The 25,057-nt window shown below is 46.5% G+C and carries 16 protein-coding genes; 14 read left to right on the top strand and 2 right to left on the bottom strand.

Features of this window, described 5'->3' with window-relative positions; genetic code table 11:
* Positions 1-12 precede the first annotated feature (12 nt).
* The 12 genes from araA to B4E62_RS03340 all read left to right on the top strand — a co-directional run bounded on the left by araA (position 13) and on the right by B4E62_RS03340 (position 21,176).
* A complete protein-coding gene (gene araA / locus B4E62_RS03395; RefSeq protein ID WP_331351067.1) occupies positions 13-1,515 on the top strand; it encodes an L-arabinose isomerase in 1,503 nt (500 codons plus the stop codon).
* 276 nt (positions 1,516-1,791) lie between these two features.
* Positions 1,792-2,391, top strand: a complete 600-nt coding sequence (locus B4E62_RS03390) for a beta-phosphoglucomutase family hydrolase (protein ID WP_331351066.1) — start codon at positions 1,792-1,794, stop codon at positions 2,389-2,391.
* Positions 2,392-2,526: 135 nt separating this feature from the next.
* Positions 2,527-3,894 (top strand): MFS transporter, encoded by a 1,368-nt coding sequence (locus B4E62_RS03385; RefSeq protein ID WP_310072623.1) that lies wholly within the window; start codon positions 2,527-2,529, stop codon positions 3,892-3,894.
* A gap of 30 nt (positions 3,895-3,924) precedes the next feature.
* Positions 3,925-4,893, top strand: a complete 969-nt coding sequence (locus tag B4E62_RS03380; protein WP_310072622.1) for a glycoside hydrolase family 43 protein — start codon at positions 3,925-3,927, stop codon at positions 4,891-4,893.
* A 346-nt stretch (positions 4,894-5,239) separates the two neighbouring features.
* The gene (locus B4E62_RS03375) at positions 5,240-5,470 is read left to right on the top strand and encodes a hypothetical protein (protein WP_331351065.1); all 231 of its coding nucleotides are present in this window, start codon (positions 5,240-5,242) and stop codon (positions 5,468-5,470) included.
* Positions 5,461-6,777: a methyl-accepting chemotaxis protein gene (locus B4E62_RS03370; RefSeq protein ID WP_331351064.1), complete on the top strand. Its 1,317-nt coding sequence runs from the start codon at positions 5,461-5,463 to the stop codon at positions 6,775-6,777. Before B4E62_RS03375 ends, B4E62_RS03370 begins: the two co-directional genes overlap by 10 nt.
* A gap of 63 nt (positions 6,778-6,840) precedes the next feature.
* Positions 6,841-7,140: a hypothetical protein gene (locus B4E62_RS03365; protein ID WP_331351063.1), complete on the top strand. Its 300-nt coding sequence runs from the start codon at positions 6,841-6,843 to the stop codon at positions 7,138-7,140.
* Positions 7,141-7,409: 269 nt separating this feature from the next.
* The gene (locus B4E62_RS03360) at positions 7,410-10,811 is read left to right on the top strand and encodes a LamG-like jellyroll fold domain-containing protein (RefSeq protein ID WP_331351062.1); all 3,402 of its coding nucleotides are present in this window, start codon (positions 7,410-7,412) and stop codon (positions 10,809-10,811) included.
* Positions 10,812-10,918: 107 nt separating this feature from the next.
* Positions 10,919-13,744 (top strand): TonB-dependent receptor, encoded by a 2,826-nt coding sequence (locus tag B4E62_RS03355; RefSeq protein WP_331351061.1) that lies wholly within the window; start codon positions 10,919-10,921, stop codon positions 13,742-13,744.
* 454 nt (positions 13,745-14,198) lie between these two features.
* Positions 14,199-16,991, top strand: coding sequence for a TonB-dependent receptor (locus tag B4E62_RS03350; protein WP_310072616.1), 2,793 nt, complete (start codon positions 14,199-14,201; stop codon positions 16,989-16,991).
* Between the two features lie 180 nt (positions 16,992-17,171).
* A complete protein-coding gene (locus B4E62_RS03345) occupies positions 17,172-18,650 on the top strand; it encodes a family 43 glycosylhydrolase (protein WP_331351060.1) in 1,479 nt (492 codons plus the stop codon).
* Positions 18,651-18,758: 108 nt separating this feature from the next.
* A complete protein-coding gene (locus B4E62_RS03340; RefSeq protein ID WP_331351059.1) occupies positions 18,759-21,176 on the top strand; it encodes a glycoside hydrolase family 127 protein in 2,418 nt (805 codons plus the stop codon).
* A gap of 75 nt (positions 21,177-21,251) precedes the next feature.
* On the opposite strand, the gene B4E62_RS03335 is transcribed toward B4E62_RS03340, so the two are convergent.
* Together B4E62_RS03335 and B4E62_RS03330 are read right to left on the bottom strand one after the other, a co-directional pair.
* Positions 21,252-21,500, bottom strand: coding sequence for a hypothetical protein (locus B4E62_RS03335; protein WP_310072613.1), 249 nt, complete (start codon positions 21,498-21,500; stop codon positions 21,252-21,254).
* Positions 21,501-21,702: 202 nt separating this feature from the next.
* A complete protein-coding gene (locus B4E62_RS03330) occupies positions 21,703-22,752 on the bottom strand; it encodes an arabinan endo-1,5-alpha-L-arabinosidase (RefSeq protein ID WP_331351058.1) in 1,050 nt (349 codons plus the stop codon).
* A 122-nt stretch (positions 22,753-22,874) separates the two neighbouring features.
* Here B4E62_RS03330 and B4E62_RS03325 point away from each other — a divergent pair, with 122 nt between their 5' ends.
* Together B4E62_RS03325 and B4E62_RS03320 are read left to right on the top strand one after the other, a co-directional pair.
* Positions 22,875-23,918, top strand: coding sequence for a glycoside hydrolase family 43 protein (locus B4E62_RS03325; RefSeq protein ID WP_331351057.1), 1,044 nt, complete (start codon positions 22,875-22,877; stop codon positions 23,916-23,918).
* Between the two features lie 44 nt (positions 23,919-23,962).
* Complete coding sequence (locus B4E62_RS03320; protein ID WP_331351056.1) at positions 23,963-25,027, top strand: aldose epimerase family protein; 1,065 nt, start codon at positions 23,963-23,965, stop codon at positions 25,025-25,027.
* Positions 25,028-25,057 lie beyond the last annotated feature (30 nt).

Genomic DNA, 25,057 nt, shown 5'->3' with positions numbered 1-25,057 from the left:
GAGGAAAACAAAATGAAAATCTACGGCGATAAAGAAGTCTGGTTGGTCACCGGCTCACAAGATTTGTATGGTCCAGGCGTATTAAAACAAGTCGCCGAGAACAGTCAAAAAATTGCGGCGGGTTTGACTGAATCCAACAATATTTCAATCAAAGTTGTTGCACAGGATACGGTTAAATCTCCCAAAGAAATTCTTGCTGTATGCCAAGCGGCTAATAGCAATCCCAACTGTGTTGGTTTGATTCTGTGGATGCACACGTTCTCTCCGGCGAAAATGTGGATCGCCGGTTTGAGCGCATTGAGCAAGCCCTACATGCATTTGCACACCCAGTTCAATGCTGAGCTGCCGTTTGCTGAAATCAATATGCACTTTATGAACCTCAACCAGTCTGCACATGGCGACCGCGAATTTGGTCATGTGAGCACACGTTTGCGCCAGGAGCGCAAAGTGGTTGTAGGCCATTGGGCAACTGAATCAGTGCAAAAGCAAATCGACAGTTGGTGCCGCGTTGCTATGGGTTGGTACGCTAGCCAGAATTTAAAAGTGGCACGCTTTGGCGACAACATGCGTCAAGTAGCTGTTACTGATGGCGATAAAGTTGCTGCGCAAATTAAATTTGGTTACGAAGTTCACGCTTATGGTTTGGGCGATCTGCAAAAAGTAGTTGATGCAGTCACCGATGAGCAAGTTGCTGCACAAATTGAAATCTACAAAAAAGAATACGATGTAAATCCTGCGATTTTTGATGATGCGCATCAATACCAAATGCTGAAAAACGAAGCGCGTTTGGAATTGGGCATGTTGAAGTTTTTAACCGACGGCGACTTCGGTGCGTTCACCAACTGCTTTGAAAACCTGACTGGTTTGACCAACCTTCCTGGTCTTGCAACACAACGCTTGATGGCGGCTGGTTTTGGTTACGGCGGTGAAGGCGATTGGAAAACCGCTGCGATGGTACACATCTGCAAAGTGATGTCTAAAGGCCGTGTGGGTGGTTCATCCTTTATGGAAGATTACACTTATCACTTCGGTGCTGTGGATCAAGTACTGGGCGCGCATATGTTGGAAGTTTGTCCATCGATCGCTGCAGCAAAACCAAAACTGGAAGTGCATTTGCACACCATCGGTTGCCGCAATGATATCGCCCGCTTGATTTTCACCGGCAAAGCAGGTCCAGCACTGTGCATTTCCTTGATTGATATCGGCACCCGTTTCCGCGTGATCATCAATGAAGTAGACACCGTAAATCCACCACAAGAATTGCCGAAGTTGCCAGTGGCAAAAGCGCTGTGGGAACCACGCCCCAATCTGGAGATTTCTGCTGCAGCCTGGATTCAAGCCGGCGGCGCGCACCACAGCGCCTACACCCAAGGTGTAACTGCTGACGAAATCGTAGACTACGCGGAAATGGCAGGAATTGAAGCGCTGGTAATTGGTGCGGATACCACTGTACGCAATTTCAAAACCGAATTGCGCCACAATGCGGCTTACTTTCATTTGAAAGATGGTGTTTAAGCGCTTTTGCTTTTAACGAGCTTGAAAAGAACTGATATGTGAGGGATTAGGTAGAGGCATGTGAGACCGTTTGGCGACATGGATGTCGACAACGAGCCTACATGGATGTATTCACGGCGTGTCGCACATGCCTCTACCTAACCCGGAAACCACTACCGGCTCGCATACGCAGTCAAGATCAGAAAGTTGTAAAGTCAGGTCTTTTCCTTTCGAACTTAACGCTGGTTTGTGCTCTAATTTCTACCTTACCCGGCAACAATGAAATGAGAGCAAAAGATGTACGACCATTACGAAGCACTGATTTTTGATATGGACGGTACGCTAGTCGATAGCGGCCAATTACATGAATTTGCATGGACCACCATGCTGAACAAATACGGCATCCCCATTGACCGCTCGTTTATGCGTTCATTGGCGGGCGTTCCCACTAAAGGAACGATTGAAATTCTGCTCGAAAAATTCAATCTCAAGGTCGATGCCAGCCTTGATGAAATGAATGATTTTAAAGAGCAGGTCGTGCACGAGAATATGCACAAATATGTAAAACCAACTGCACTGCTTGAAGTTGCTCAGAAATACCACGGCGTGAAACCCATGGCGATTGGTACTGGGGCTTATACCCAGGAAGCCGAAACCATTTTGAAGATTTGTGGTTTGGAAAAATACCTCAGTGCTGTAGTCGGTGCTGACCAGGTAAAAAATCCAAAACCCGCACCGGATACCTTTTTACGCTGTGCAGAATTATTGGGCGTTGATCCCAAACAGTGTGTGGTATTTGAAGATTCAAAACTCGGGTTGCAAGCAGCAGCGAGTGCAGGCATGGCAGGAATCGATGTGTTATTAGTCCATGCGGTAGAGAACGATTACTTTTTGTAAAAACTAGAGCGAGCCGGATTATTCGGACACTATAAACCGTACAAAACGGTGAGAGATAAAGGAAGCGGCAATACGGCAGAACTCTGTTTGGTATTGCCGTTTTTTTTTAATAACAACACGAGGTCACTATAATAAATGCAAGCTTCCAATGTGCACGCAACCGATAAATTATCGGTTACCGAGAAAGTAGGGTTTGGCGCTGGCGACATGGCGTTGAACGTAGTGATCTCGTCGATGATGTTAATCATCACTTTTTATTACACTGATATTTTTGGTCTAACCCCGATGGATATGGGGATTTTATTTTTCACTGTAAAAATCGTCGGTGCCATTTCCGATTTAGTAATGGGGCAAATCACTGATCGGTTTACTTTCCTGCAAGGCCGCTACCGCCCTTGGTTATTGTGGTTGGCAATTCCCTACGCTGTGAGCGTGTTTTTTGTATTCACCACGCCTAATTGGGAATACGACGCAAAATTAATTTGGGCGTATTCCACCTACATCATGATGACTTTAATTACGTCGGGTGTAGGCATTCCCTATATTTCCTTGCCCAGCGCACTCACCAGTGACCCTAAAGAAAAATTATCGGCCAATGGATATCGTTTATTTCTTGCCAAAATCGGCGCATTTATGGTGGCTGCAGTTGTGCCTGTTGTATCAGGTATGTGGGAAGACAAAGCCTTGGGCTATCAAATCGCGATGGCAATTATGTCGTTCATTGGCGCTGCAATGTTTTTATTTTGCTATTTCAATACCTCAGAGCGTGTTGTGCATGTCGTCGAGCCGCAACCGCTGCTCAGCCAGTTTTTGCAACTATTAAAAAACGACCAATGGTTAATCCTGGTGGCAGTGTGTATTACCGGCACCATTGGTTATGTAATCCGCGGCTCAGTTGCAATTTATTACGCGAAATATTACTTGGGCGGAGATGACACGCTTGTATCAGCGTTTATATCCACCGGCGTTGTGGCGGCGATTCTGGCGATGATTGCATCCACCTGGATCACCAAGTTTTATTGCAAGATTAATTTATTCCGCTACACCCAGTTGATAGTGGCTGGCTTGAGTGTGGCGATCTATGTCTTTGTTGATCCGCAAGATGTCTTGCTGGCTTTTATTTTGTATTTCCTGTTGTCCTTTGTTGTCGATCTGCATGCGCCAGTATTCTGGTCAATTATTTCTGAAACGATTGACTATGGCCAGGTTAAAAATGGCAAGCGTGTATCCGGTTTTGCCTATGGTGGTATTTCGGTAGGACAAAAAGCGGGTATGGGGATTGCGGGTTTGATGGTGGGTTGGTTGCTGACCTATTTCCAATATGTGCCCAACCAGGAGCAATCAGAAACCTCAATGATGGGTATTGCACTTATGTTGTCCGTCATACCCGGATTCTTTCATGCTTTGATGGGTCTGCTGATGTTTATGTACCGCATTAATGACCGCTATTACGCCGAGCTGAAAGGTACCATGATACTTAAAGGTTATATTGCGCGGAATTAAATACGAAATTAAAAGAGTTTGGAGAATGTTGTGAGCGAATTATTAAAACCCCTGATCCCCCAGCGCGCCGATCCGTTTATTTATAAACACACCGACGGCTATTATTATTTCACTGCATCAGTGCCTCAATACGACCGCATTGAATTGCGCCGCGCAAAAACAATTGCTGAATTGGCAACTGCTAAGACGGTTGATGCATGGCACAAACCCGAAGCCGGTCCTTACAGCGAATTATTATGGGCACCGGAACTTCATTTCAACAAAGATCCTGAATCCGGTGAATCTGCTTGGTATGTTTACTTCGCCGCAGCGCCCAGCCGTGAAATAAAATTCGATTTGTTCCAACACCGTATGTACTGCGTTCGCAACAAAAATGCGAATCCGCTGGAAGGTGAGTGGGAATTTATGGGGCAGATCGATAGCGGTATAGATACCTTTTGCCTGGATGCCACCACCTTTACCCACGATGGCGTGCTCTATTATTTGTGGGCGCAAAAAGATGTAAATATTCGCGGCAATTCCAATTTGTATATCGCGCCGATGAAAACACCCTGGCAATTGGCTGGTGAACCCGTGCTGCTCACCAAACCGGAGTTCGAATGGGAGATTCGCGGTTTCTGGGTTAATGAAGGGCCATCGATATTAAAGCGTAATGGAAAAATATTTATCAGTTATTCTGCGAGTGCGACTGATGAAAATTATGCGATGGGTTTATTGTGGGCAGATGAAAACTCCGATTTACTGAATCCTGCATCATGGACCAAATCCAAAGAACCAGTACTTTGTTCGGATATCCCCAACAAAATTTTCGGCCCTGGCCATAACAGTTTTACTTATGGTGAAGATGGCGACACGGTGATGTTGGTTTATCACGCACGTACTTATACTGAAATAATTGGCGATCCTTTATGGAATCCTGATCGCCATACTTTTGTAAAACCCTTGCGCTGGAATGACAAAGGCATGCCGGTATTTGGCAAGCCTTCTATGGCGGATTAAAACCAGTCGCACCATATTTTCATTAGTGCTTGCAAACAAAAAATCCACTCATTGTTTTTCGGTGAGTGGATTTTTTGTTTGTGGGTTGCGCTCACTTATTGGGGTGTCGAAAAGCTGTCTATTCTTCACTTGCATCTTGGGTTAGTTAACGGTTCGCCAGTTTATTGACTGCAGTGAATCTGCTTATTTCGGATCTGCTCTGCAATTGCACAATTATTATTTTTTATTCAAAAAATGGAATAAAAAAAGATGCATTAAAAAAATTGTCTGCTAGTCTTACGCGCAAATTGTGATCAGCATCACAAAGGCTTTTTCTTAGTTTATTCATGTGCTAACCGAGGTGTAAGTGAACAATCTATCACTTAAATGGAAGATTCTGCTCAGCGTGACCTTGACCTGTATCGCCGCTGTTATTGCAACAACTTTGGTAACTGTGCGCACCGGTATTGCCACAACAGAATCCGCCATTATTGAAGACACACGCACGCTTGCGCAGGTGTTAGGAGAGGCAAGTGTTGGGGCAATGACTTTTGACGATAGCGCACCGTTAACGCATCACTGGGTGCTTTGCGTGTAAGCCCACGCGTGTTGAGCGCGGTTGTATATAGCGCCCAAAAACCTTTTGCCTGGTATGAAAAAAATACCGACTCCAAAATAGTGCCGCGTGAATTATCAGGCACTCCGCGCGCGACTGGCATTGAAGTTGAAGGCGAGCTTTTGTTGATTACTGAAACGATTAAATCTGACGGCGCCACTATAGGTGCCATCAGTTTGCGTGTGGATATGAGCGAGGTAGATGTGATAGTGACTGATGCAATTTACTCCGCATTGGGCTTGGTTTTTATTATCAGCCTGATAGCGGCATCGCTCGCCTATGCGGTGCAATTGAGTATTGTGCGCCCGGTAAATAATGTGGTGACTGCGTTGCGCGATATTGCTGAAGGCGAGGGCGATTTAACCCGTCGCTTACCGGTAACCGGTAATGACGAAGTATCAGAACTGGCGCGTTGTTTTAATCAGTTTGTAGAGCGTCTGCAATCGATTATCGCCAGCGTGGCACATACCGCGCGCGATGTGAGTGATAGTGCAGTGAGCCTCTCGCAATTATCACGTGAAAATGAACGCGAAATTCGCACCCAGCAAACTGAGATCCAACACATTGTTGGTGCAGTGAAAGAGATGGCGGGTGTGGTGCAAGATGTGACTGTGAGTGTGACGGAAACCGCTGATAAGTCCTTACAAGCTGACGATGCAGCAGCAGAAGGTAAAACCCTAGTGGTCAATACTATGGGGCAAATTACCAACCTGTCGGGTGATATTAAAACGGCAGCCGATGTAATTGACCGTCTGCGTCAAGAAACAGTGAGTATCGGCTCGGTGCTGGATGTGATTCGTGGTATTGCCGAGCAAACTAATTTGCTCGCATTGAACGCGGCGATTGAAGCGGCGCGTGCCGGTGAACAAGGGCGCGGCTTTGCGGTAGTTGCCGATGAAGTGCGCACGCTTGCATCTAAAACGCAAAGCTCCACCACTGAAATTCGCGAAATGATTGAGCGCTTGCAATCAGGCTCACAAAAAGCAGTAGAAATGATGGCGGCAGGTACTAACCAGGCGGGCAATGCGGTAGTGCAAGCCAGCGATGCAAGTCACGCCCTGGAAAATATTACCGAAATTGTAAGTGTGATTCGCGATAGGACCAATCAGATTGCGGCTGCATCGGAACAACAGAGCGCAGCTACACGCCAAATTGAAAACAATATTGATCGTATTTCTTCAGTTGCTACTCATACGGCAGAAAGCTCCAGTCGCATTACTACCAATACAGGCAACCTGGCTGAAATGGCGGCGCGTATGGCGGAGTTGGTTGGGCGTTTCCGGGTTTAATTTTGTTGTGAATGTTTGTTTTGTTAATTATGTAATCTTGTTCTTTTGTTGAGAGGAAAATTCATGAGATCGTTTGTTATCGCTGCTACTTTTTTTGCATCATGCGTTGTAACTTCAATGGCTGCTGCAGCTAGCGAAAAGCCCGCCGCTAAACCAGAAATTCCTGATGCAGCTACTGTGGTTACTGCACAAATGGTAAAAGCGAACAATGATATGAAGGCCTATGTAAAAGACATGGAGGCCTACCTGGGGTGTGCTGGTCTGGGGCGCTCGGATGAGAAAAAAGAGCTGGATGATTTGAAAAAATTTGCTGACGATTTCAACCAGGTTGTACGTGCTTTTAAAGCGAGATCGGCGGGCTAATATATTCGCTGACCAAAGATATTGTGAAGAACCCGCTTTGTGCGGGTTTTTTTATTGCCCTTCGTTCGAGCACCATTTATAGACATAAAAAGCACTGACTGCAGCTTTACTTCTGTTTAATTGTATGACAATAATATTTGATAGTAATATTGTATGACATATAGTTCATGCGACTACTAGACCCGACGTGGCGTTTCATCCTAAGTCTTAAAAGTGGCTGCGCCGGGAATTATAAATAAGCAATAACTACACGAGAGAAGGTCAAACACATGAAGCTAACAAGCCTTACGCTTGTCATTGGCAGTCTGCTGTTATTGGGCGGCTGCGGTGGCGGTAGCGACAACAACGCCTCAACCAAGCCAGTTCCTGCATCCCCTGAACCTGTTTATTCCAAGCCGACGCTGGCAAGCGGAATCCCGCTGGCGCAAGACGGCTCGGTCAATTGGTTGGATATAGGTGTACACGACCCATCCATCGTCAAAGCCGGTAGCGATTACTACATTTTCGGCTCACACCTGGCAGCGGCCAAATCGGCTGATTTGATTAACTGGGAATATATTTCGGTGCTGTCAGCCAATGATAAGGTTGATGAGAGCCCGCTGTTTAATACCTATTCCAGCGAAATCTCTGAAGGCATCGCCTGGAGTGATGGCTTTAAAGGCAACTGGGCAGCCAATGTAATCAAGGCGCCCAATGGCAAATATTGGTTCTACTACAACCACTGCGCCCAAGTAGAAGCGGACAATGGCGGCTGCTGGAACCGCTCCTACTTAGGTCTGGCAGAGGCTGACTCTGTTGCAGGTCCTTATGTGGATAAAGGCGTATTCCTGCGCAGTGGTTACCGCAATGCCGGTGAATTCACTAGCTTCCCGCTCGACAACGGCCAAACCAGTTGGAATGGTGCGGTTGACCCCAATGTGATTGACCCCACCGCGTTTTACGATAAAGACAACAAATTGTGGATGGTCTACGGCTCCTATTCTGGCGGTATCTTTATTCTGGAAATGGACGGCGCCACGGGTAAACCCAAAGCGGGTCAAGGTTATGGCAAGCATTTGGTCGGGGGCGATTTCCGCGCGATTGAAGGCGCCTATGTGATCTACAGCCCGGTCGCTGATTACTATTACTTGTTCTACTCAGTAGCTGGCTTTGATGCAAATGGCGGCTATTCCATCCGCATTGCCCGCTCCAAAACGCCCAAAGGCCCTTACCTTGATCCTGCTGGCGTAGACATCGCCACTATGGGCATCGGTTTGGAGATTGGCGGCAAGTTGCTGGGCGGATTTGAATTTACCCAAGCATTAGGTGAGCCAGGTCTTTCATGGGGTTATCAATCACCCGGTCACAACTCGGCCTATTACGATGAAGCAACAAAGCGTCATCTGCTGGTAACCCACACTCGCTTCCCGGCGTCATCTACTACATATCCCGGTAACATCGAAGCCCATGCCGTACGCACCCATGAAATGTTTGTGAGTAAAGACGGTTGGTTAGTGGTCTCGCCCCAGCGCTATGTTCCGCTTAACGGCAATAACCTGGTCGATCTCGCGCAAGTGCCCGGTCACTATAAGTTTGTGAATCAAGGTAAAGCCGTTAATAAAACCGCGATTAAATCCGGCTATATCACCTTGCGTGAAGACCGTACCGTCACCGGTAGTGAAAAAGGCACCTGGATGTCACAGGGCGATGATTCCATCAAACTGGTATTGGATTCCGGCACCTACTTTGGTGTGATCAAGTGGCAGTGGGATAACGGCAGCAAAGAATTGGTTCCCGTGTTTTCTGCAATGGCAAAAGATGGCGCCTCGGTATTTGGCACCCGCACGGATTCCATCGCGGGCACAACTGCAGCTTTGAATAGTGTAAAAGATGCACTGAATATCAAAACCGAATTGACTATTGCCGATGAAGGTTATTCGCTGCCGACCATTGGCAAAAGCGGCACTGCGATTAATTGGGTGAGCAGCAATGAATACTTTATCGACTCCATGGGTAATGTATTTATTCCAACGCCAGACCTCGGCGATAAAACCGTTACGCTCACTGCCAATCTTTCATTAAATGGCCAGACCACTACAAAAACGTTTTCAGTGCATTTAACCGCACGCCCGCCGTTTAAAAATGCAGTAGCGCATTATGGATTTGAAAATACCTTAACCGATTCAGTGGGCTATTTTGCTGCTGCGAAAACTACTGACAACAACCTGTTTAATGTCGATGCAACGGCACCCACTTTTGCTGCCGGTTACAGTGGGCAGGCTTACGATTTTAATGGTGCCAACGGCGTGCGTTTGCCGGACAACATTATTCACTCCAATGCCTACACTGTGTCCTTTTGGATGAAACCGGAATCGCTCACCACCCATACGCCCGCCTTTTTTGCCGCGAGTGATTTTGATCACTGGATCAGTTTTATTCCGGGCAATGCCTGGTTTACCTCGACCTCATTGATCTGGAGTAATTTCCTCGGCAACTGGAATCAGGTTGTACACACTGCAACAGCGCCGGTAAATCAATGGCAACATGTGGCGATCACCTATGCTGACACCACAATGAAGTTATACATCGACGGTACCCTGGTCGGTGCAATGCCGCGCGATGATATTTTCAGCGCGAGTGGCGGACAGTTTGCACTGGGTGTCAACTTCGGTTGGGATTTGCCGTTTGTCGGCCAAATCGATGAATTAATTGTGTACGACTACGCCTTGAGTAATTTGGATATCAACGGTGCAGCAATTAACAATCTCACCAATCCCGCACAATTTGCCGGTTTTGTAAAAGAAGCATTGGAGCTGGGCGATATGTCCGCCGTGCGCGAAAATTTTGAATTGATTCGCGTAGGGCCATTTGTTTCTGGCATTAGTTGGACATCCAGCAACGAAAATTATTTGAAGCCCACCAACGGTATTGCGGTCGTTAAGCAACCGACAGCCGATGAGGGCGACAAAACTGTCACCTTGACTGCACACATCAATTACCAGGGTTTTACTGACACTAAAGAATTTACTGTAACGATTAAATCCTTAGCGCCAGCGGAATACAGTTTTGATGGTGACTTAACCGCGAAAAATGCAGTTGCAGCGGCAGGCACAGTCACCGGTAACTTTATGCACAACACTGGCGGGGCAGTGAGCTACGTGCAGGGTGTTAAAGGTTCAGCGGTCAATCTGGATGGCACATCCGGTGTGCGTCTGCCCGACAATTTAATTACCACCGCTAGCTACAGTATTTCGCTCTGGTTAAAACCCACTGCGTTTACCAATTACACCACCGCATTTTTTGGTGGAGCTAATGCCAACTATTGGTTGAGTTTGGTCCCCTCCATGAACGGCACGGAAAAAACCCGCGTATGGGCGAACGGCCCGGCGTTCTACGACAACGCGGAATTAAGCAATCGTATTCCCGCCAATCAATGGACGCACTTGGTGATCATGGTCGATGGCGAAAATAACAACACCATCAAAATTTTTGTGAATGGTGTGCAGCAGCTTGAATCTACTGGCTTCCCACGGGTGATGACAGTGGTGGGTGATACCAATGAATTTGCATTGGGTGTGAACTATTGGGATACACCTTTCAACGGCGCTATCGATGAACTCAAAGTGTTCACCGGCACCATTAGCAACGAACGCATTAACTCACTGTATCAAGAAGGTTCCACTGCCCAGTAATCGCAGTAGCGAGGGAGAAAATTATTCTCCCTCGCCTTGAATTCTTTTTGATGGAGTTAATGGATAAAACATTAACTCAAAATTTACAAAAAATTTTGGAGTTTATTATGTATAAGAAATCAGCCTTGGTCAGCGCTGTGCTGGCCGCAATGATGGCGCAAATCGCCAGCGCCCAAGAAGCGCAAAACTCACAACCTGTAGCCGATGAACAAGTAGAAGAAGTTATCGTGCAGGGTATTCGCAGCAGTTTAACCAAAGCCTTGGATATCAAACGCAACAGCACACAAATTATCGATTCCATTGTTGCCGAAGATATCGGCAAGTTTCCCGATAACAACGTCGTTGAAGCATTGCAGCGTGTGACGGGTGTGCAAACCACTAACCGTGGAGCTGGCGAAGTATCGGCAGTGTCAATTCGCGGTTTAACTGATGTGCACACTACCGTAAATGGCCGCGATGTATTTACCGGCGCGGGCCGCGCGGTTGCGCTGCAAGATATTCCAGCGAGTTTGTTAGCCAATGTGAATGTTTACAAAACCCGTTCGGCTGATCAGGTGGAGCGCGGTATTGCCGGATCGATTGATGTAAAAACCCATCGCCCCTTTAATTTTGATGGCGCAAAAATGGTATTGGCGGGGCGCGGCATCTACGCTGATCAGCCCGATAAAATTGATCCAAATATCAGTGCGCTATTTAGCAATCGCTGGGAATTGGAAAGCGGTGGCGAATTCGGTGCATTGGTGAATGTGTCGTTTGCAGAAACCAATTATCGCGATGAGACTATGACGGCGGGTGCCGTGTTTCCTTTTTTCAGTGCCAATCCGCATTTGGATTATGCGCCCTACCAAATGATTCCCAACTCGCACAACAATACACCCGTGTGGCAAGCCGGTTTGGAGAATGGCCTTCCCTCTGCAACAGGTTCAACCCTGACCTTGGATGGTGCAGACTACGATTATTTATTGATGCGCGATGCGGTGTTCGGTACATCTTTCACCGGTAATCGCGAGCGCCCGGCCGCCAGCGTTTCTTTGCAGTGGGCACCGAATGATGAGTTGGAAGTGACTGCAGAAGGTTTTTACACGGGCTACAGAAATACATCGCAAAATGCCATGTGGTTTACCAACACGCTTGAACACCAAAATGGCAATATCGATATCCCTCTCGTTTATGACGGCACTAATGTTGTAAAAGAACATCAGGGTTATGCCAACGGCGGCTTCCAAAGTGGTGACTATTCCACTGGCAAAACTGACAGCTATTTATATGCGCTTGGTGCCAAGTGGACACCAAGTGACAATGTAACGGTCAATTCTGAAATTGTTTATCAAGACAGTAAATTTACCTCTGAATTTTTTGCGATGCGGTTTGCGCGCACTGCATATGGTTTGGATGTGGATTACAACGATCGCGACGGTGTGCCTTCCGCTATTTTTAAAGATAATCCTGCCACCAGTGCACTGGATGAATCGGACATGGCTGCAGTGGGCAATTGGAATGCCTCCGGCATGTGGGACAACGGCGGTGGCAATCAAGGTGATTCATCCAGTGTGACTACCGATGTTGAATGGAAATTGGATGGCCAATTTATCCAAACGCTAAAAGTCGGTGGCCGCCTTGAGCAGCGCAATGCACAAGATTTTGGGCGCGGACAAGATTCCTGGAGTTACGCCGGCACTGTGACTGAATTGATGGATGATTTGGTTGCTGCAGGTGCGTCGGGCGATGGCTCCGGTTTGATCTTCACGGTGGATGACTATTTTGCAGGCCGCGCGAATATTTTTGATAGCTTTATTACTGCTGATGGCAGCTATTTGTTAGCTAATGCCGATGCAGTGCGCAGCGTGTATGGTTTGGAAAAAGAAAGCGTCAATAAAAACTTTGATGTCTCTGAAGATTCTGCCGCACTTTATGCAACTACCAAATTTAACCTGAGCGATGCATTGAGCGGAGAGTTCGGTGTGCGTTACGTGAATTACGAACAGGATATGGAGTTCTGGTCAGAGACGGGCACTAACACCAATATCTTCAATAACAATACCGGTACCGGCAAGGCGGACAAAGTATTGCCGAGTCTGGTATTGAATTGGAATGTGACTGACGATCTGGTGGGGCGTTTCGCCTATACCCAAACTCTGCGCATGCCTAACTTTGGGGATTTAAATCCGCTGCAATATTTCCAGGATCCCCTGACCTCAATTCCCTATGGCACTGGCAGTGGCGGCAACCCGGATTTAAAACCGACCGAATCCACCAATTATGATGTTTCGCTTGAATGGTATTTTGCCGACGGCAGTTCGCTGTACGGCGCCCTGTTCAAACGCGAAATCGATGGTCTGGTGATTGGCGGCAAAAAAACCGTCAACCGCACCGGTAACGACGGTGTAACACGCGACTATGTACTGACTACGCTGGTCAATGCAGCTGATGGTGAGCTTTCCGGTTTGGAAGTCGGGCTGGTTTATTTCCCGGATAATTTACCTACAACACTCGATGGTCTGGGTGTGCAAGCCAGTTTCACTTTGCTGGACTCATCGCAAAAAACACCTGAGTACAGTTTGGCGGGCGATATTTCCGGTTACGTAGATTCAAAAATGTCGGGCGTATCCGATTCGTCTTACAGTGTGGTGTTGGCCTACGACAAAGATGTCTTTGATGCGCGCTTGTCCTATGTCTGGCGCGAGAAATTTTACGCTGGCAACGAGGCCGCTATCTTCGCTAACCCCATCCAATTCTGGCGTCGCCCGGAGCAGAGTTTGGATCTGCAAGTTAGCTACGATGTCACGGACAACTTGGTAGTCACCTTCGATGCCACCAACCTGTTAGACGATGTTTACCAAAGCTACTACGGTGAAGGCAACGAGGATCTGTTTAACTTCGGCAGTGCCATCTACTCCAAAACCTTTGCGGTGGGCGCGCGTTACTCGTTTTAACTAGAAAAAACTGGCATATTATTAATACTTGTATATAATAATACAAATAAGGCGTGATTTGATTTATCTATCTGCCAGCTTGTTCGTTGTTGTTTTGCCCGGAGTCTTATCCTTTTGTCGTTGGATGGCGTAACAGCCTTTGTTATGCCACTTTTCAGGCCGTTACAGCTCGCTGTGGCGGCTTTTTTTTGCCTTTCATTTTTACATAAAAATATATTTTTACCTGTTGACGATTAATGCTCAGAGGGATAGTATTTTATTTGTCTTACAATATGCATAATAATTCGACGGTTTATGGTTATTAACAAGGGTAAGCACCATCCCCACCTCTGTGAGATACCAGTAGCAGCCGGACTTTTTTATAAGACAAATATAAGCACCGACTTAATAATAACGATTACTGCACCGATCCAACCCCTCGGCTCAAGTAGTAATCGAACACGGGAGATCACTCATGTTCCAGAAAAAAACACTTAGCTTATCTATCGCTATGATCGCCGCTCTAGGTTCATCTTATGTTGCAGTTGCGCAGGAAGAAGACCAGGTGGAAGAAATTGTAGTGACGGGAATTCGCGGCAGTTTGACGCAGGCTTTGGATGTAAAGCGCAACAACACCCAAATCGTTGATGCAATTGTTGCTGAAGACATTGGTAAATTCCCTGACAACAACGTGATTGAATCCTTGCAGCGTGTAACCGGTGTGCAGGTAACCAATCGTGGCTCAGGTGAAACTTCCGGCATTTCGATCCGCGGTTTGACTGACATCAACACCACTGTGAATGGTCGCAATATTTTTACGGCATCGGGTCTCGCGGTAGCACTGCAAGATGTGCCTGCCAGTTTGATCAAACAAGTCGATGTTTATAAAACCCGCTCTGCTTCGCAAATTGAAAACGGTATTGCCGGTTCGGTCGATATCAAAACCCAGCGCCCATTTGATTTTGATGGCCAAAAATTTGTAGTTGCAGCACGTGCGATTAATCAAGAGCAGGCTGATGAGATTGATCCAAACATTAGTGGTTTGGCGAGCAATCGTTGGGAGACTGGCTCTGGCGAATTTGGTGCGTTAGTAAACTTGTCGTATGCCGAAACCAATTACCGCGACCAAAGCATCACTGCGGGTGCGATGGTGCCGTTTGCCACTGATGACCCGGTTGCCCCGTTCGGTAATTACGAGCGTATTTTTCTCGATAAACCCGGCGTTGCTGAGAATCCTATCTGGACTCCAGGTCTGTTAGATGGCTTGCCAAATGCGGCGGGTTCAACGCTCAATGTAAATGGCCAACCAATGGAATATATCCTTGGTCGCGATGCGATTTTCTCCAGCGATTTTACCGGCAAGCGCGAGCGCTCTGCTGCCAATGTGTCTTTGCAATTTGCACCAAATGATACATCGGAATACACCTTTGAAGCTTTCTACAACGGTTATCGCAATGAATCATTCAATTCACTTTTATTCTCTTTTGCCGACTGGTGGGGTTCTTACGCAAATAGCCCAACGGCAAAAGCCGATGCGAACATCGTACTGTTTGAAGGCACTAATATTGTTAGATCCAGAAGTGTAAAAGATAACTGGTCATTCACCAGCGGCGATTTAACTACCGGAAAAACTGACAGCTTTGTGTACGCCTTGGGTGGCGATTGGGAGCTGACAGATAACCTTCAGGTGAAGTCAGAAGTTGTTTATCAGGAAAGTACCTTTGAATCTGATTTTATCGCTGCGCGCTTTGAGAATGCCCGTTACGGTTTGAATGTAGATTTCAATGCGGGTGGTGGAATTCCTGCGTTTAGTTTTATCGATAACCCTGCAACTACTGGACTCAATGAAGCCGATGTATCTGACGTGGCCAATTGGAGAACTGCACAGCTGTATGACAATGCCAACAAAAACGAAGGCGATGCCGTTACCTTCACTACCGATGCTACCTACGATGCGGATGCCGGTATCTTTAAACAATTCAATGTCGGTGTTCGCGTTGACCAACGCACTGCAGCTGAATCATTTAGCCGTCAGGAAGGCTTTAATCCGAATGTCGCTATCACTGAAGAATTGGCCTATATCAATAATGGCTTCTTCGATGGCAATGCCAAGGTGCCTACCACATGGGCTGTAGCCAACGGCTATTACCTGCGCTCAAACGCCGATGCAATGCGTGCAGCCTATAACTTGCAACAATTGGAACTGGTTGAGAGTTTTAATATTGACGAGTTAACGGCGTCTGCTTACGTCACGACAAAATATGAAGCAGAAGTCGCAGGTAGAACATTAGATGGTGAAATTGGCCTGCGCTACACCAGCTCAGATACCGATATGGAATTCACTGATACTGCCTCAGCAGCAAAAGAGGTGTATGACGATTCAGCGAGCACCACTAAAGTGTTGCCCAGTTTATCGCTCCGCTATGCGTTGACTGATGATTTGTTTGCACGTTTGGCTTACACCGAAACTTTGCGTCGTCCAAACTTTGCATCATTAAACTCGCGTATTGTTTACAACGAAGATGTTACCGGCATTGGTTACGGTACTGCCGGTGGTGGCAATCCGGATCTGAAACCTACTGAATCGCAAAACTATGATTTCTCATTGGAATGGTATTTTGCGGATGCAAGTTCAGTGTACGGAACCTTGTTCAAGCGTGAGATTGAAGGCTTTGTTATTGATTTCCGTCGCCAAGTACAGCACGAAACACCAACGGGTGAGATGGGCACTTATGTACTCAGCCAACCCTACAATGCATCGAATGGGGAATTGACCGGATTGGAACTGGGTGCAGTGTGGTTCCCGGAAAATCTACCCAATGTGTTAGATGGCTTTGGTATTCAAGCGAGCTACACCGCATTGGAATCATCGCAGTCAACACCTATCACTGATTCCAAAGGTGTCATTATTGAGACCAAAGAAACAGATTTGTTCGGTGTGTCTGATGAGTCATACAGTGTTGTGTTGGCCTACGACAAATACGATGTCGGTGTTCGTTTGTCCTACGCGTGGCGCAGCGAATTCCTGAATAACTACGAAGCGGCATTGTTTGCGAACCCGCTGGAAGTCTGGAGAAAACCAGAGTCAAGTATGGATCTGCAAATTAGCTATCAGGTCAATGACAATTTGGCACTGACGTTTGATGGCACTAACTTGACTGAAGAAATTTACCAAAGCTATTACGGCGAAAACGGTTCAAAAACCAATAACTTTGGTTCTGCACTTTACAGCCGTACCTTTGCTATTGGAGCGCGTTTGACCTTCTAATTTTTATCTCGTTTCTGTTTAAACACTTTGCAGTTTTACTGCTGAGTGTTTAAACAAACTCATAAAGGTCAATCATTGGCCTTTGTCGTTGAGTTTCACTCTTGCTGTTGATGTCAACAGGCAATGGTGAAACTCATTTTTTTGTGCCTTTAAAAATAATTAATAACCGAGGGTCTCACTATGTACAGCGTTGTTCGTTTATTCAGGTATATATCAACAGCGATAATTTCTGCGGCAGCAATTTTAGCCATTAGTTTTAATGTATTTGCAATCACGTTCACCGGCACTACCGATATTCACGATCCATCGACCATTATTAAAGATGGCAATACCTACTGGACATTTGGCACTGGTGGTGGCGCAAGTAATTTCCCCATTAACGCACTTTACTCAACTGATTTGATTAATTGGAAGCGTGGCGCATCGCCCATTCCCGCCAATACCTATCCATCATGGATCAGCAACAAAGTGCCTGGCTTTGATGGAAATTTTTGGGCGCCGGATGTGATTGAAATGAACGGAAAATTTTATTTGTATTACTCCGCATTTTCATCCACCTCGGGCATGCGTTCTGCAATTGGAGTTATGGTCACTAGCTCTCTGAATAATCCCAACTGGCAAGATTTGGGCATGATAGTGTCTACTGTCGATGAGGGCACTCTCAATGGGCAGCCAGTGAATGCGATTGATGCTGGTTTATACCGCGATGCGCAAAATAATGTATGGATGGTTTACGGTTCACACTATGCAGGAATTTTTGTTCGCCAAATTAATCCTGCCACTGGCAAGCTGATGAATAGCACCCGTTACCCGGTAGTAGGCAATAATTATGCGTGGCATGAATACGAAGCGGCGCAGGTAAAATATATCAACGGTTATTACTACATGTTCGTGAATCTGGGTGAATGCTGTCTGGGCAATCAAAGCAATTACTACATAGTCACTGGCCGCTCCACCAGTCCAACGGGTCCGTTTTTGGATAAAAATGGTAAAAGTTTATGGAATTACGGCGGCAGCACACTATTAATGTCCGATGGTAATTATATCGGCCCAGGCCACTTTGGTTATTTCTATAACAATGGCCAGCATCTCGCATCGATCCATTACTACGATGGCAGCACTGCAAATGGTTGGCCTGCACGTTTGGATTTATTGCAAATGACTTTCGCCAATGGTTGGCCGGTATTCAATCGCAACTTTTCAATAAAAAGCGATGGTAATGCGCGCATTAGCGGTACCTATCGTATTACTCCTGCGCACAGTGGAAAATCGTTGGACGTAGAAAATTGTGCGGTGGCTAACGGTACCAATATGCGCCAGTGGAGCTGGATCAATAACAGCTGCCAGAAATTTATTGTTACGCGTGTTGATGATGTGTGGCACCGCATCTCGCCTGCCAATGCAAGCGACAAAGCTTTCGATGTAAATTCATTCTCAACTGCTGATGGCGCTAACCTGATGTTGTGGACATATGCTGGCGGCCACAATCAACAATTCCGTTTCCAGTCTGCGGGTTCCGGCCGTTATCGAATTATCAATCGCAACAGTGAAAAATGTTTGGATATTGCGGGTGCATCTACAGCGGATGGTGCCAATCTGTATCAATGGCAATGTGTGGCGAACAGCACCAATCAAATGTTTACTTTGCAGGCGCAGTAATTTTAACAGGGCTTCACTCGTTGAAAAGTTACGTTAATCCTGTGTCAGAAATAACGATAAGCATTATATTCCCACCTATTGGTGGGAATATTTTTCAGGAACTTTATAATGAATCTACTTAATGCATGTCGCGTAATTGCGCTAGGTTTCAGTATTTACATAGCTCCGGTTTTCTCGCTGGAGCTTGTGCCATTGCGCGATGTGCAGTTATTGGAAAGTCCATTCCTACATGCGCAAAACACTAATAAAAATTACTTGATGGCATTGGATGTTGAAAAATTGCTTGCGCCATTTCGCCGCGAGGCAGGGTTGCCTTTTAAAGAAACTTACGGCAACTGGGAATCGACCGGATTGGATGGCCATATGGGTGGTCATTATGTTTCCGCGCTTGCGCTGATGTATGCCTCTACACGTGATAAAGCTGTATTGGAACGTTTGGATTATGTCATCGCCGAATTAAAGAAATGTCAGGACAAAATAGGTTCCGGTTATATTGGTGGTATTCCCGCCAGTAACAAAATGTGGAGCGAAATTGCGAAGGGGGATATCCGCGCGGATAACTTCTCTACCAATGAGCGCTGGGTGCCCTGGTACAACCTGCATAAAATATACGCCGGCCTGCGCGATGCTTATATCTATGCGAATAGCGTCGATGCAAAAAAAATGTTGGTGAAATTATCCGATTGGACAATCGAATTAACCAAAACATTATCGCCTGAGCAGATGCAAGCCATGCTGCGCACCGAGCATGGCGGTATGAATGAAATATTTGTCGATGTAGCGGAAATTACTGGCGATAAAAAATACCTCGCCCTTGCACAAGCATTTTCCCATCAAGCGATTTTACAACCGTTGGAAAAATCGCATGACCATTTAACCGGCTTGCATGCCAACACCCAAATTCCCAAGGTGATCGGTTTTAAACGCTATGCCGATGCGACTAATAACCCTGAGTGGAAGCGTGCAGCGGAATTTTTTTGGCAAACGGTAATCGACAAGCGCACTGTTGCCATTGGTGGAAACAGCGTAAAGGAGCATTTTCACGATACGCAAGATTTCTCGCCGATGGTCAATGAGGTTGAAGGGCCTGAAACTTGCAATACCTACAATATGCTCAAACTAACCGAGTTGTTGTACCTTTCTTCTGGCAACCAGTCGTTCGACAATCAAGCATCGGGCCTTAAAAATTCATCGCAGCTTAAGTATGTAGATTATTACGAGCGCGCACTCTACAACCATATTTTAGGTTCACAAAATCCCACTACCGGCGGCTTTGTGTATTTTACCCCTATGCGCCCCAATCACTATCGCGTTTATTCGCAAGTGCACGATGGTATGTGGTGTTGTGTGGGGTCGGGGTTGGAGAGCCACTCAAAATACGCCGAATTTATTTATGCGCGCGATAAAAGACCTAAAAAAGACCCGGATGTATTCGTCAATTTATTTATCCCATCGCAAATGGAATGGAAGGAGCAGGGCATAAGCCTGACACAAACAACACTCTTTCCCGATGAGGCAGCGACACAAATCGTAATAGATAAATCAGCGCGCTTTAGTTTGCATTTGCGTTACCCTAATTGGGTCGAGCAAGGTAAATTAGAATTGCGTATTAATGGTAAAAAAGCCGATGTAACGCAACTGCCAGGTGACTATATCGCACTGGAACGCCGCTGGAAAAAAGGCGACACAGTTGAGTTGACCCTGCCGATGCACACCGAGTTGGAAAAAATGCCCGATGGTTCCAACTACTACGCGATACTGCATGGGCCAATTGTACTTGCCGCTAAAACCCAACCCTTTGCCAATGAGCAATTGAATTATTTTGCCGACGATTCGCGCATGGGGCACATCGCCCAAGGGAAAATGTGCCCTTTGGAAGCTGCTCCCTTTTTATTGGGTAATAGCCGCGAGTTTATCCAACAATTAAAACCTGTGGCAGGTAAGCCGCTCACCTTTAACGCATCGGGTTTAATCAATGGCCAGAATTTACAGCAGATTGAATTAATCCCCTTCTTCCGGCTGCATGAATCACGCTATGCGATTTATTGGCCCTACACCACAGCAGCAAATTTGGAAAAGTCGCGCGCTAAGGCCGCTGCCGATGAACAAGCGCGCCTCACATTGCAGGCAAAAACGATTGATCAGGTCGCCCCGGGCGAACAACAACCTGAATCCGATCATTTTTATAAAGGTGAGCAAAGCGAAACAGGAATTTACAAGGGTCGCCACTGGCGCCACGCGCGCGCCTGGTTTAGTTACGAATTAAATGATAAACAGCAGGAAGCAAAAACACTGCGGATTACCTATGCGGGAATCGATAGCGGTCGCCGTTTTGAAATCTGGCTGAACGATGTTGTTATCGCCAAGGTACGTTCGCAGGCTAATAGCCAGGATTTTTTTACGGTGGATTATGCAATTCCAGCGAAATTGGTAAAAAGTGCCAAGGGTAAATATACCCTGAAATTTGTTGCCGAAACCGGTTCGATCGCCGGTGGAGTTTACGGTGTGAGGTTGCTGCGGGAATAAGTTGCCTAATCCCCCTTGCCAATACTTACCTGCCTCGCGAAGCGATAATGCTGCAAGTGAGTTTGATTATGGTTTTTAGTGTTGTTGGCGTCGTGCCATAAGATCTGCCACCGGGTCGGCGGAATTTAATTTTGCATCAATTAAATCGGCTTGCGCGCGGGTTTGATGGAGTAATGAAATAAGCATCCGCACTTCATCGTACATTTCGCCGTGAGTTTCGTTACTTAAACGCCGCCCCATCTCTTGTCCAAGCCGCAATAACTCAGCCAGTTCACGCGCGGTCTCGCCTTGCTCTTCACGTAAAATATCTTCTCTGGTCATCATATACCTCCGTTAAAAACCACATTCCCTACAGGGGTGTTTACCATGTGTAGTTACAGCCTAGCCCCAATGTGTTTTTTAAACAAAGAGTTAATGTTCATAAACTGAAATGCTTATGATCAAAAAGTTATGAAAAAATAATTTTGTATTTTTTTGTGATCTTCCGCACTTATTCCGTTAAGTGCGGTAATAAATTTTACTGAGATTATTTCAACCGTTTGCTTTTATATAAATCCAACTCTTCTTCGTCTACAATTGGCCAGCTTTCTTTATCCCAGCTGATATTCAGTATTTTGAGTTTCTGCAAATAGTTGTCTGCGGTTTCATAGGCGTGCAGCACTAAATAATCTTTGCCATCCCAGCTATAAGCCCCGTTGTGGCCAAGGCCAACCCAGTTTTTATTACCGTTGATTAATAAGCTGCCACCGCCGTCATTCATGTCTTTACCGGTTTTATCCAAATAAGGGCCAATCGCATTTTTGGATCTACCGACCACTAAATAATAAGTAGAGTTCGCACCTTTGCAACAGAGTCCCCATGACGCAAACAAATAATAGTAATCACCTTTTTTGAAAATAAATGGCGCCTCAATTTCTCCGGGACCCGCATTGCTGCTGGCACTTGCGGGCACCTGATCGCGTTTGGCAATGCTGTGCCATTCTTGTGGTTCGGCAGGACGTGTCCAATCATCATTGAGCTTGAATATTTTCAGCCCGCTCCAGAAAGAGCCAAAGCTCATCCAGGCGGCGCCTTGTTCATCCACAATTACGGCGGGGTCGATTGCATTCCACATATCGCGATTGGGCACCGATTGAATCACTATGCCTTTATCTTCCCAGCGATAATCCGGCGATTTGGGATTTAAGGTTTTATTAACGGTTACGCCAATCGCCGAGGTATTTTTACCGAAGGCGGAAACCGAGTAATACAAATAAAACTGGTTGTTGCGCTGGATAATATCGGGCGCCCAAAGGTGGCCGTTAAAACTGGGTGCTACGGATTTTGCCCAGGTAGGTTCAGTGGCAAAGGCGCGATCTGACAGCTTCCAATTCACACGATCCTTGGAGCTGTAAATGGTGATACCTGGGCCGGTGCTGAATAGGTACCAGGTATCGCCTTCGCGCGCCATAACCGGGTCATGTACATCGACTTGTTTGGCGTTCGTGAAAGGCGCTGTGATCATTAGGGCGGCAACACCAAGAAATCTGGCTAAGCGCTGGTTTAGGGAAGGGGTAGCGGGCTGGGTTGATTGCATAAGTCTCTCTCGTATTGGTCTAATTCTTAGAATATGTAATATAATATTAATCTATTGAGAATAATAGTTAACCCGTGTAAAGCCGGTCAGGCCAGGTTGATACGCGTAGCCGAGGTAATCCCATGAAGTCTGTGTTGAGTGTAGCGGCCTTGTCCGCGATTGGATTAGTAAGTGGATTGTTGATGTCATGTACGCCTGTGTGCGAACTCCCACCGCCAGCGGCTCAGTTGTCCGTTGCGGAGCCTTTGGTGGCACAACGGGCTGATCCGTTTATCCATCGCACACCTGAGGGGCGCTATTACTTTATTGCCACCGCGCCGGAGTTTGACCGCATTGAATTGCGCGCTGCTGATTCACTCGCGGATTTAAAAACCGCAGCGACCAAAACCGTTTGGCGTAAACGCAACACAGGCGCGATGGGCGCAAATATCTGGGCACCGGAATTACATTATTTTAACAACGCTTGGTACATCTATTTTGCCGCGGGCGATGCCGAAAAACCCTGGTTGATCCGCATGTATGTATTGGCCAATGAATCGGTTGATCCATTAATAGGCGAGTGGAAAGAATTAGGCCGCGTAAAAACCGCGCGCGATTCCTTTGCGCTCGACGCTACCAGTTTTGAACATAAAGGCCAGCGCTATCTGGTGTGGGCGCAAAAAGATCCAGAGGAAAAATTAAATTCGGCGCTGTACATCGCCAAATTAATTTCACCTACGCAAGTCGGCGAAGTGGAAACTGAAATTTCCCGCCCGCAATTGGACTGGGAAATCCAGGGCTATAAAGTCAATGAAGGTGCAGCGGTGATTGTGCGCAACGGTAAAATTTTTATCAGTTATTCTGCGAGCGCCACTGATCACCGCTATGCGATGGGATTACTGTGGGCAGACGCCGATAGCGATTTGCTCGCGGCATCCTCCTGGCATAAGTTGCCGGAACCGGTGTTTACCACCAATGAATCCCTGCATCGTTACGGGCCCGGCCACAATAGTTTTACCCTGGCGGATGATGGTCAAACCGACATTATGGTATATCATGCACGCGATTATTTAGAACTGCAGGGCACTCCGCTTACCGATCCCAATCGACATACTTATATTCGCCGCCTCGGCTGGACGAACGAAGGTTTTCCGGATTTTGGGCAGAATAAACCGGACACCGAATAATCCCATTAATTATCAAATTGAAAAAATCTGAGAGTCTATTGTTAATGACAACCACCACGGCAATTACCCAAAAACCATTCGGCACCACAGCTGCCGGTGAAGTAGTAAATGAATATACCTTGACCAATAAACGCGGTAGCAGCGTAAAAATTATTAACCTCGGCGGCATCATCACCGAGTGGCATATGCGCGATAAAAACGGCGCGCTTGCCGATGTGGTCTTGGGTTTTGATACCCTCGAACCCTATCTGGATATCGGCCCCTATTTTGGTGCACTCATTGGCCGTGTTGGCAACCGTATCGCCAATGCACAATTCACATTGAATGGTGAAACCTATTTACTGACCGCGAATAATGGCAGCAATAATTTGCACGGCGGGCCAATTGGTTTTGATAAAAAAGTCTGGAGCGCAATTACCGCAGACGATGCAAATGGTCCCATTTTGAAATTACATTTGTTGAGTGAAGATGGCGATCAGGGTTTTCCCGGTAATCTGGATGTAACTGTCACTTATCAATTCACGCATGATGACGAAATCATCGTGGATTATTTCGCCACTACCGATAAGGCTACACCAGTAAATCTAACCCAGCACACCTATTTCAATCTTGCGGGCAAGGGCGATATCCTTAATCACAAAATGCAAATATTTGCCGACCATATTAACGCGGTAAATGAAGTTCAAATCCCCGTTGGCGCACCTATGCCAGTTGCTAATACTCCATTTGATTTCCGCAACCCGCGTCCTATCGGCGAATTAATTAATACCGGGCACGAACAAATTAAAAACGGTTTTGGTTACGATCACAATTTTCTGATCAATCAAAAAACTTACAAAGAATTAACCTTGGCTGCGCGTGTTGAAGAAGCAACTTCAGGTCGCGCACTGGAAGTATTCACTGAAGAGCCGGGCGTGCAATTCTATTCCGGCAACTTTTTAGATGGCACATTAACCGGCAAAGGTATTACCTACCAAAAACGCACTGGCTTTTGTTTGGAGCCGCAGCATGCACCGGACTCCATTAACCAGTCGCAATTTCCGTCGATAGTCTTGCGTCCGGGTGAGGAATATAAAACTCGCACGATTTTTAAACTTTCGGTAAGCTAAGGGTTCAATTGTTTATCAAGGAGCAGATGT

Origin of the sequence: Cellvibrio sp. UBA7671 (assembly GCA_002483145.1) — a bacterium.
Taxonomy (GTDB): domain Bacteria; phylum Pseudomonadota; class Gammaproteobacteria; order Pseudomonadales; family Cellvibrionaceae; genus Cellvibrio; species Cellvibrio fibrivorans.
Note: the sequence above shows the minus strand (reverse complement) of the source record. Positions and strands in the feature narration are given on the sequence as shown.

What these genes read in the sequence shown, in the direction of transcription:
- araA (WP_331351067.1), top strand. Translation starts at nt 13, where the DNA reads ATGAAAATCTACGGCGATAAAGAAGTCTGGTTGGTCACCGGCTCACAA.
- B4E62_RS03390 (WP_331351066.1), top strand. Translation starts at nt 1,792, where the DNA reads ATGTACGACCATTACGAAGCACTGATTTTTGATATGGACGGTACGCTA.
- B4E62_RS03385 (WP_310072623.1), top strand. Translation starts at nt 2,527, where the DNA reads ATGCAAGCTTCCAATGTGCACGCAACCGATAAATTATCGGTTACCGAG.
- B4E62_RS03365 (WP_331351063.1), top strand. Translation starts at nt 6,841, where the DNA reads ATGAGATCGTTTGTTATCGCTGCTACTTTTTTTGCATCATGCGTTGTA.
- B4E62_RS03360 (WP_331351062.1), top strand. Translation starts at nt 7,410, where the DNA reads ATGAAGCTAACAAGCCTTACGCTTGTCATTGGCAGTCTGCTGTTATTG.
- B4E62_RS03355 (WP_331351061.1), top strand. Translation starts at nt 10,919, where the DNA reads ATGTATAAGAAATCAGCCTTGGTCAGCGCTGTGCTGGCCGCAATGATG.
- B4E62_RS03350 (WP_310072616.1), top strand. Translation starts at nt 14,199, where the DNA reads ATGTTCCAGAAAAAAACACTTAGCTTATCTATCGCTATGATCGCCGCT.
- B4E62_RS03345 (WP_331351060.1), top strand. Translation starts at nt 17,172, where the DNA reads ATGTACAGCGTTGTTCGTTTATTCAGGTATATATCAACAGCGATAATT.
- B4E62_RS03340 (WP_331351059.1), top strand. Translation starts at nt 18,759, where the DNA reads ATGAATCTACTTAATGCATGTCGCGTAATTGCGCTAGGTTTCAGTATT.
- B4E62_RS03335 (WP_310072613.1), bottom strand. Translation starts at nt 21,500, where the DNA reads ATGATGACCAGAGAAGATATTTTACGTGAAGAGCAAGGCGAGACCGCG.
- B4E62_RS03330 (WP_331351058.1), bottom strand. Translation starts at nt 22,752, where the DNA reads ATGCAATCAACCCAGCCCGCTACCCCTTCCCTAAACCAGCGCTTAGCC.
- B4E62_RS03325 (WP_331351057.1), top strand. Translation starts at nt 22,875, where the DNA reads ATGAAGTCTGTGTTGAGTGTAGCGGCCTTGTCCGCGATTGGATTAGTA.
- B4E62_RS03320 (WP_331351056.1), top strand. Translation starts at nt 23,963, where the DNA reads ATGACAACCACCACGGCAATTACCCAAAAACCATTCGGCACCACAGCT.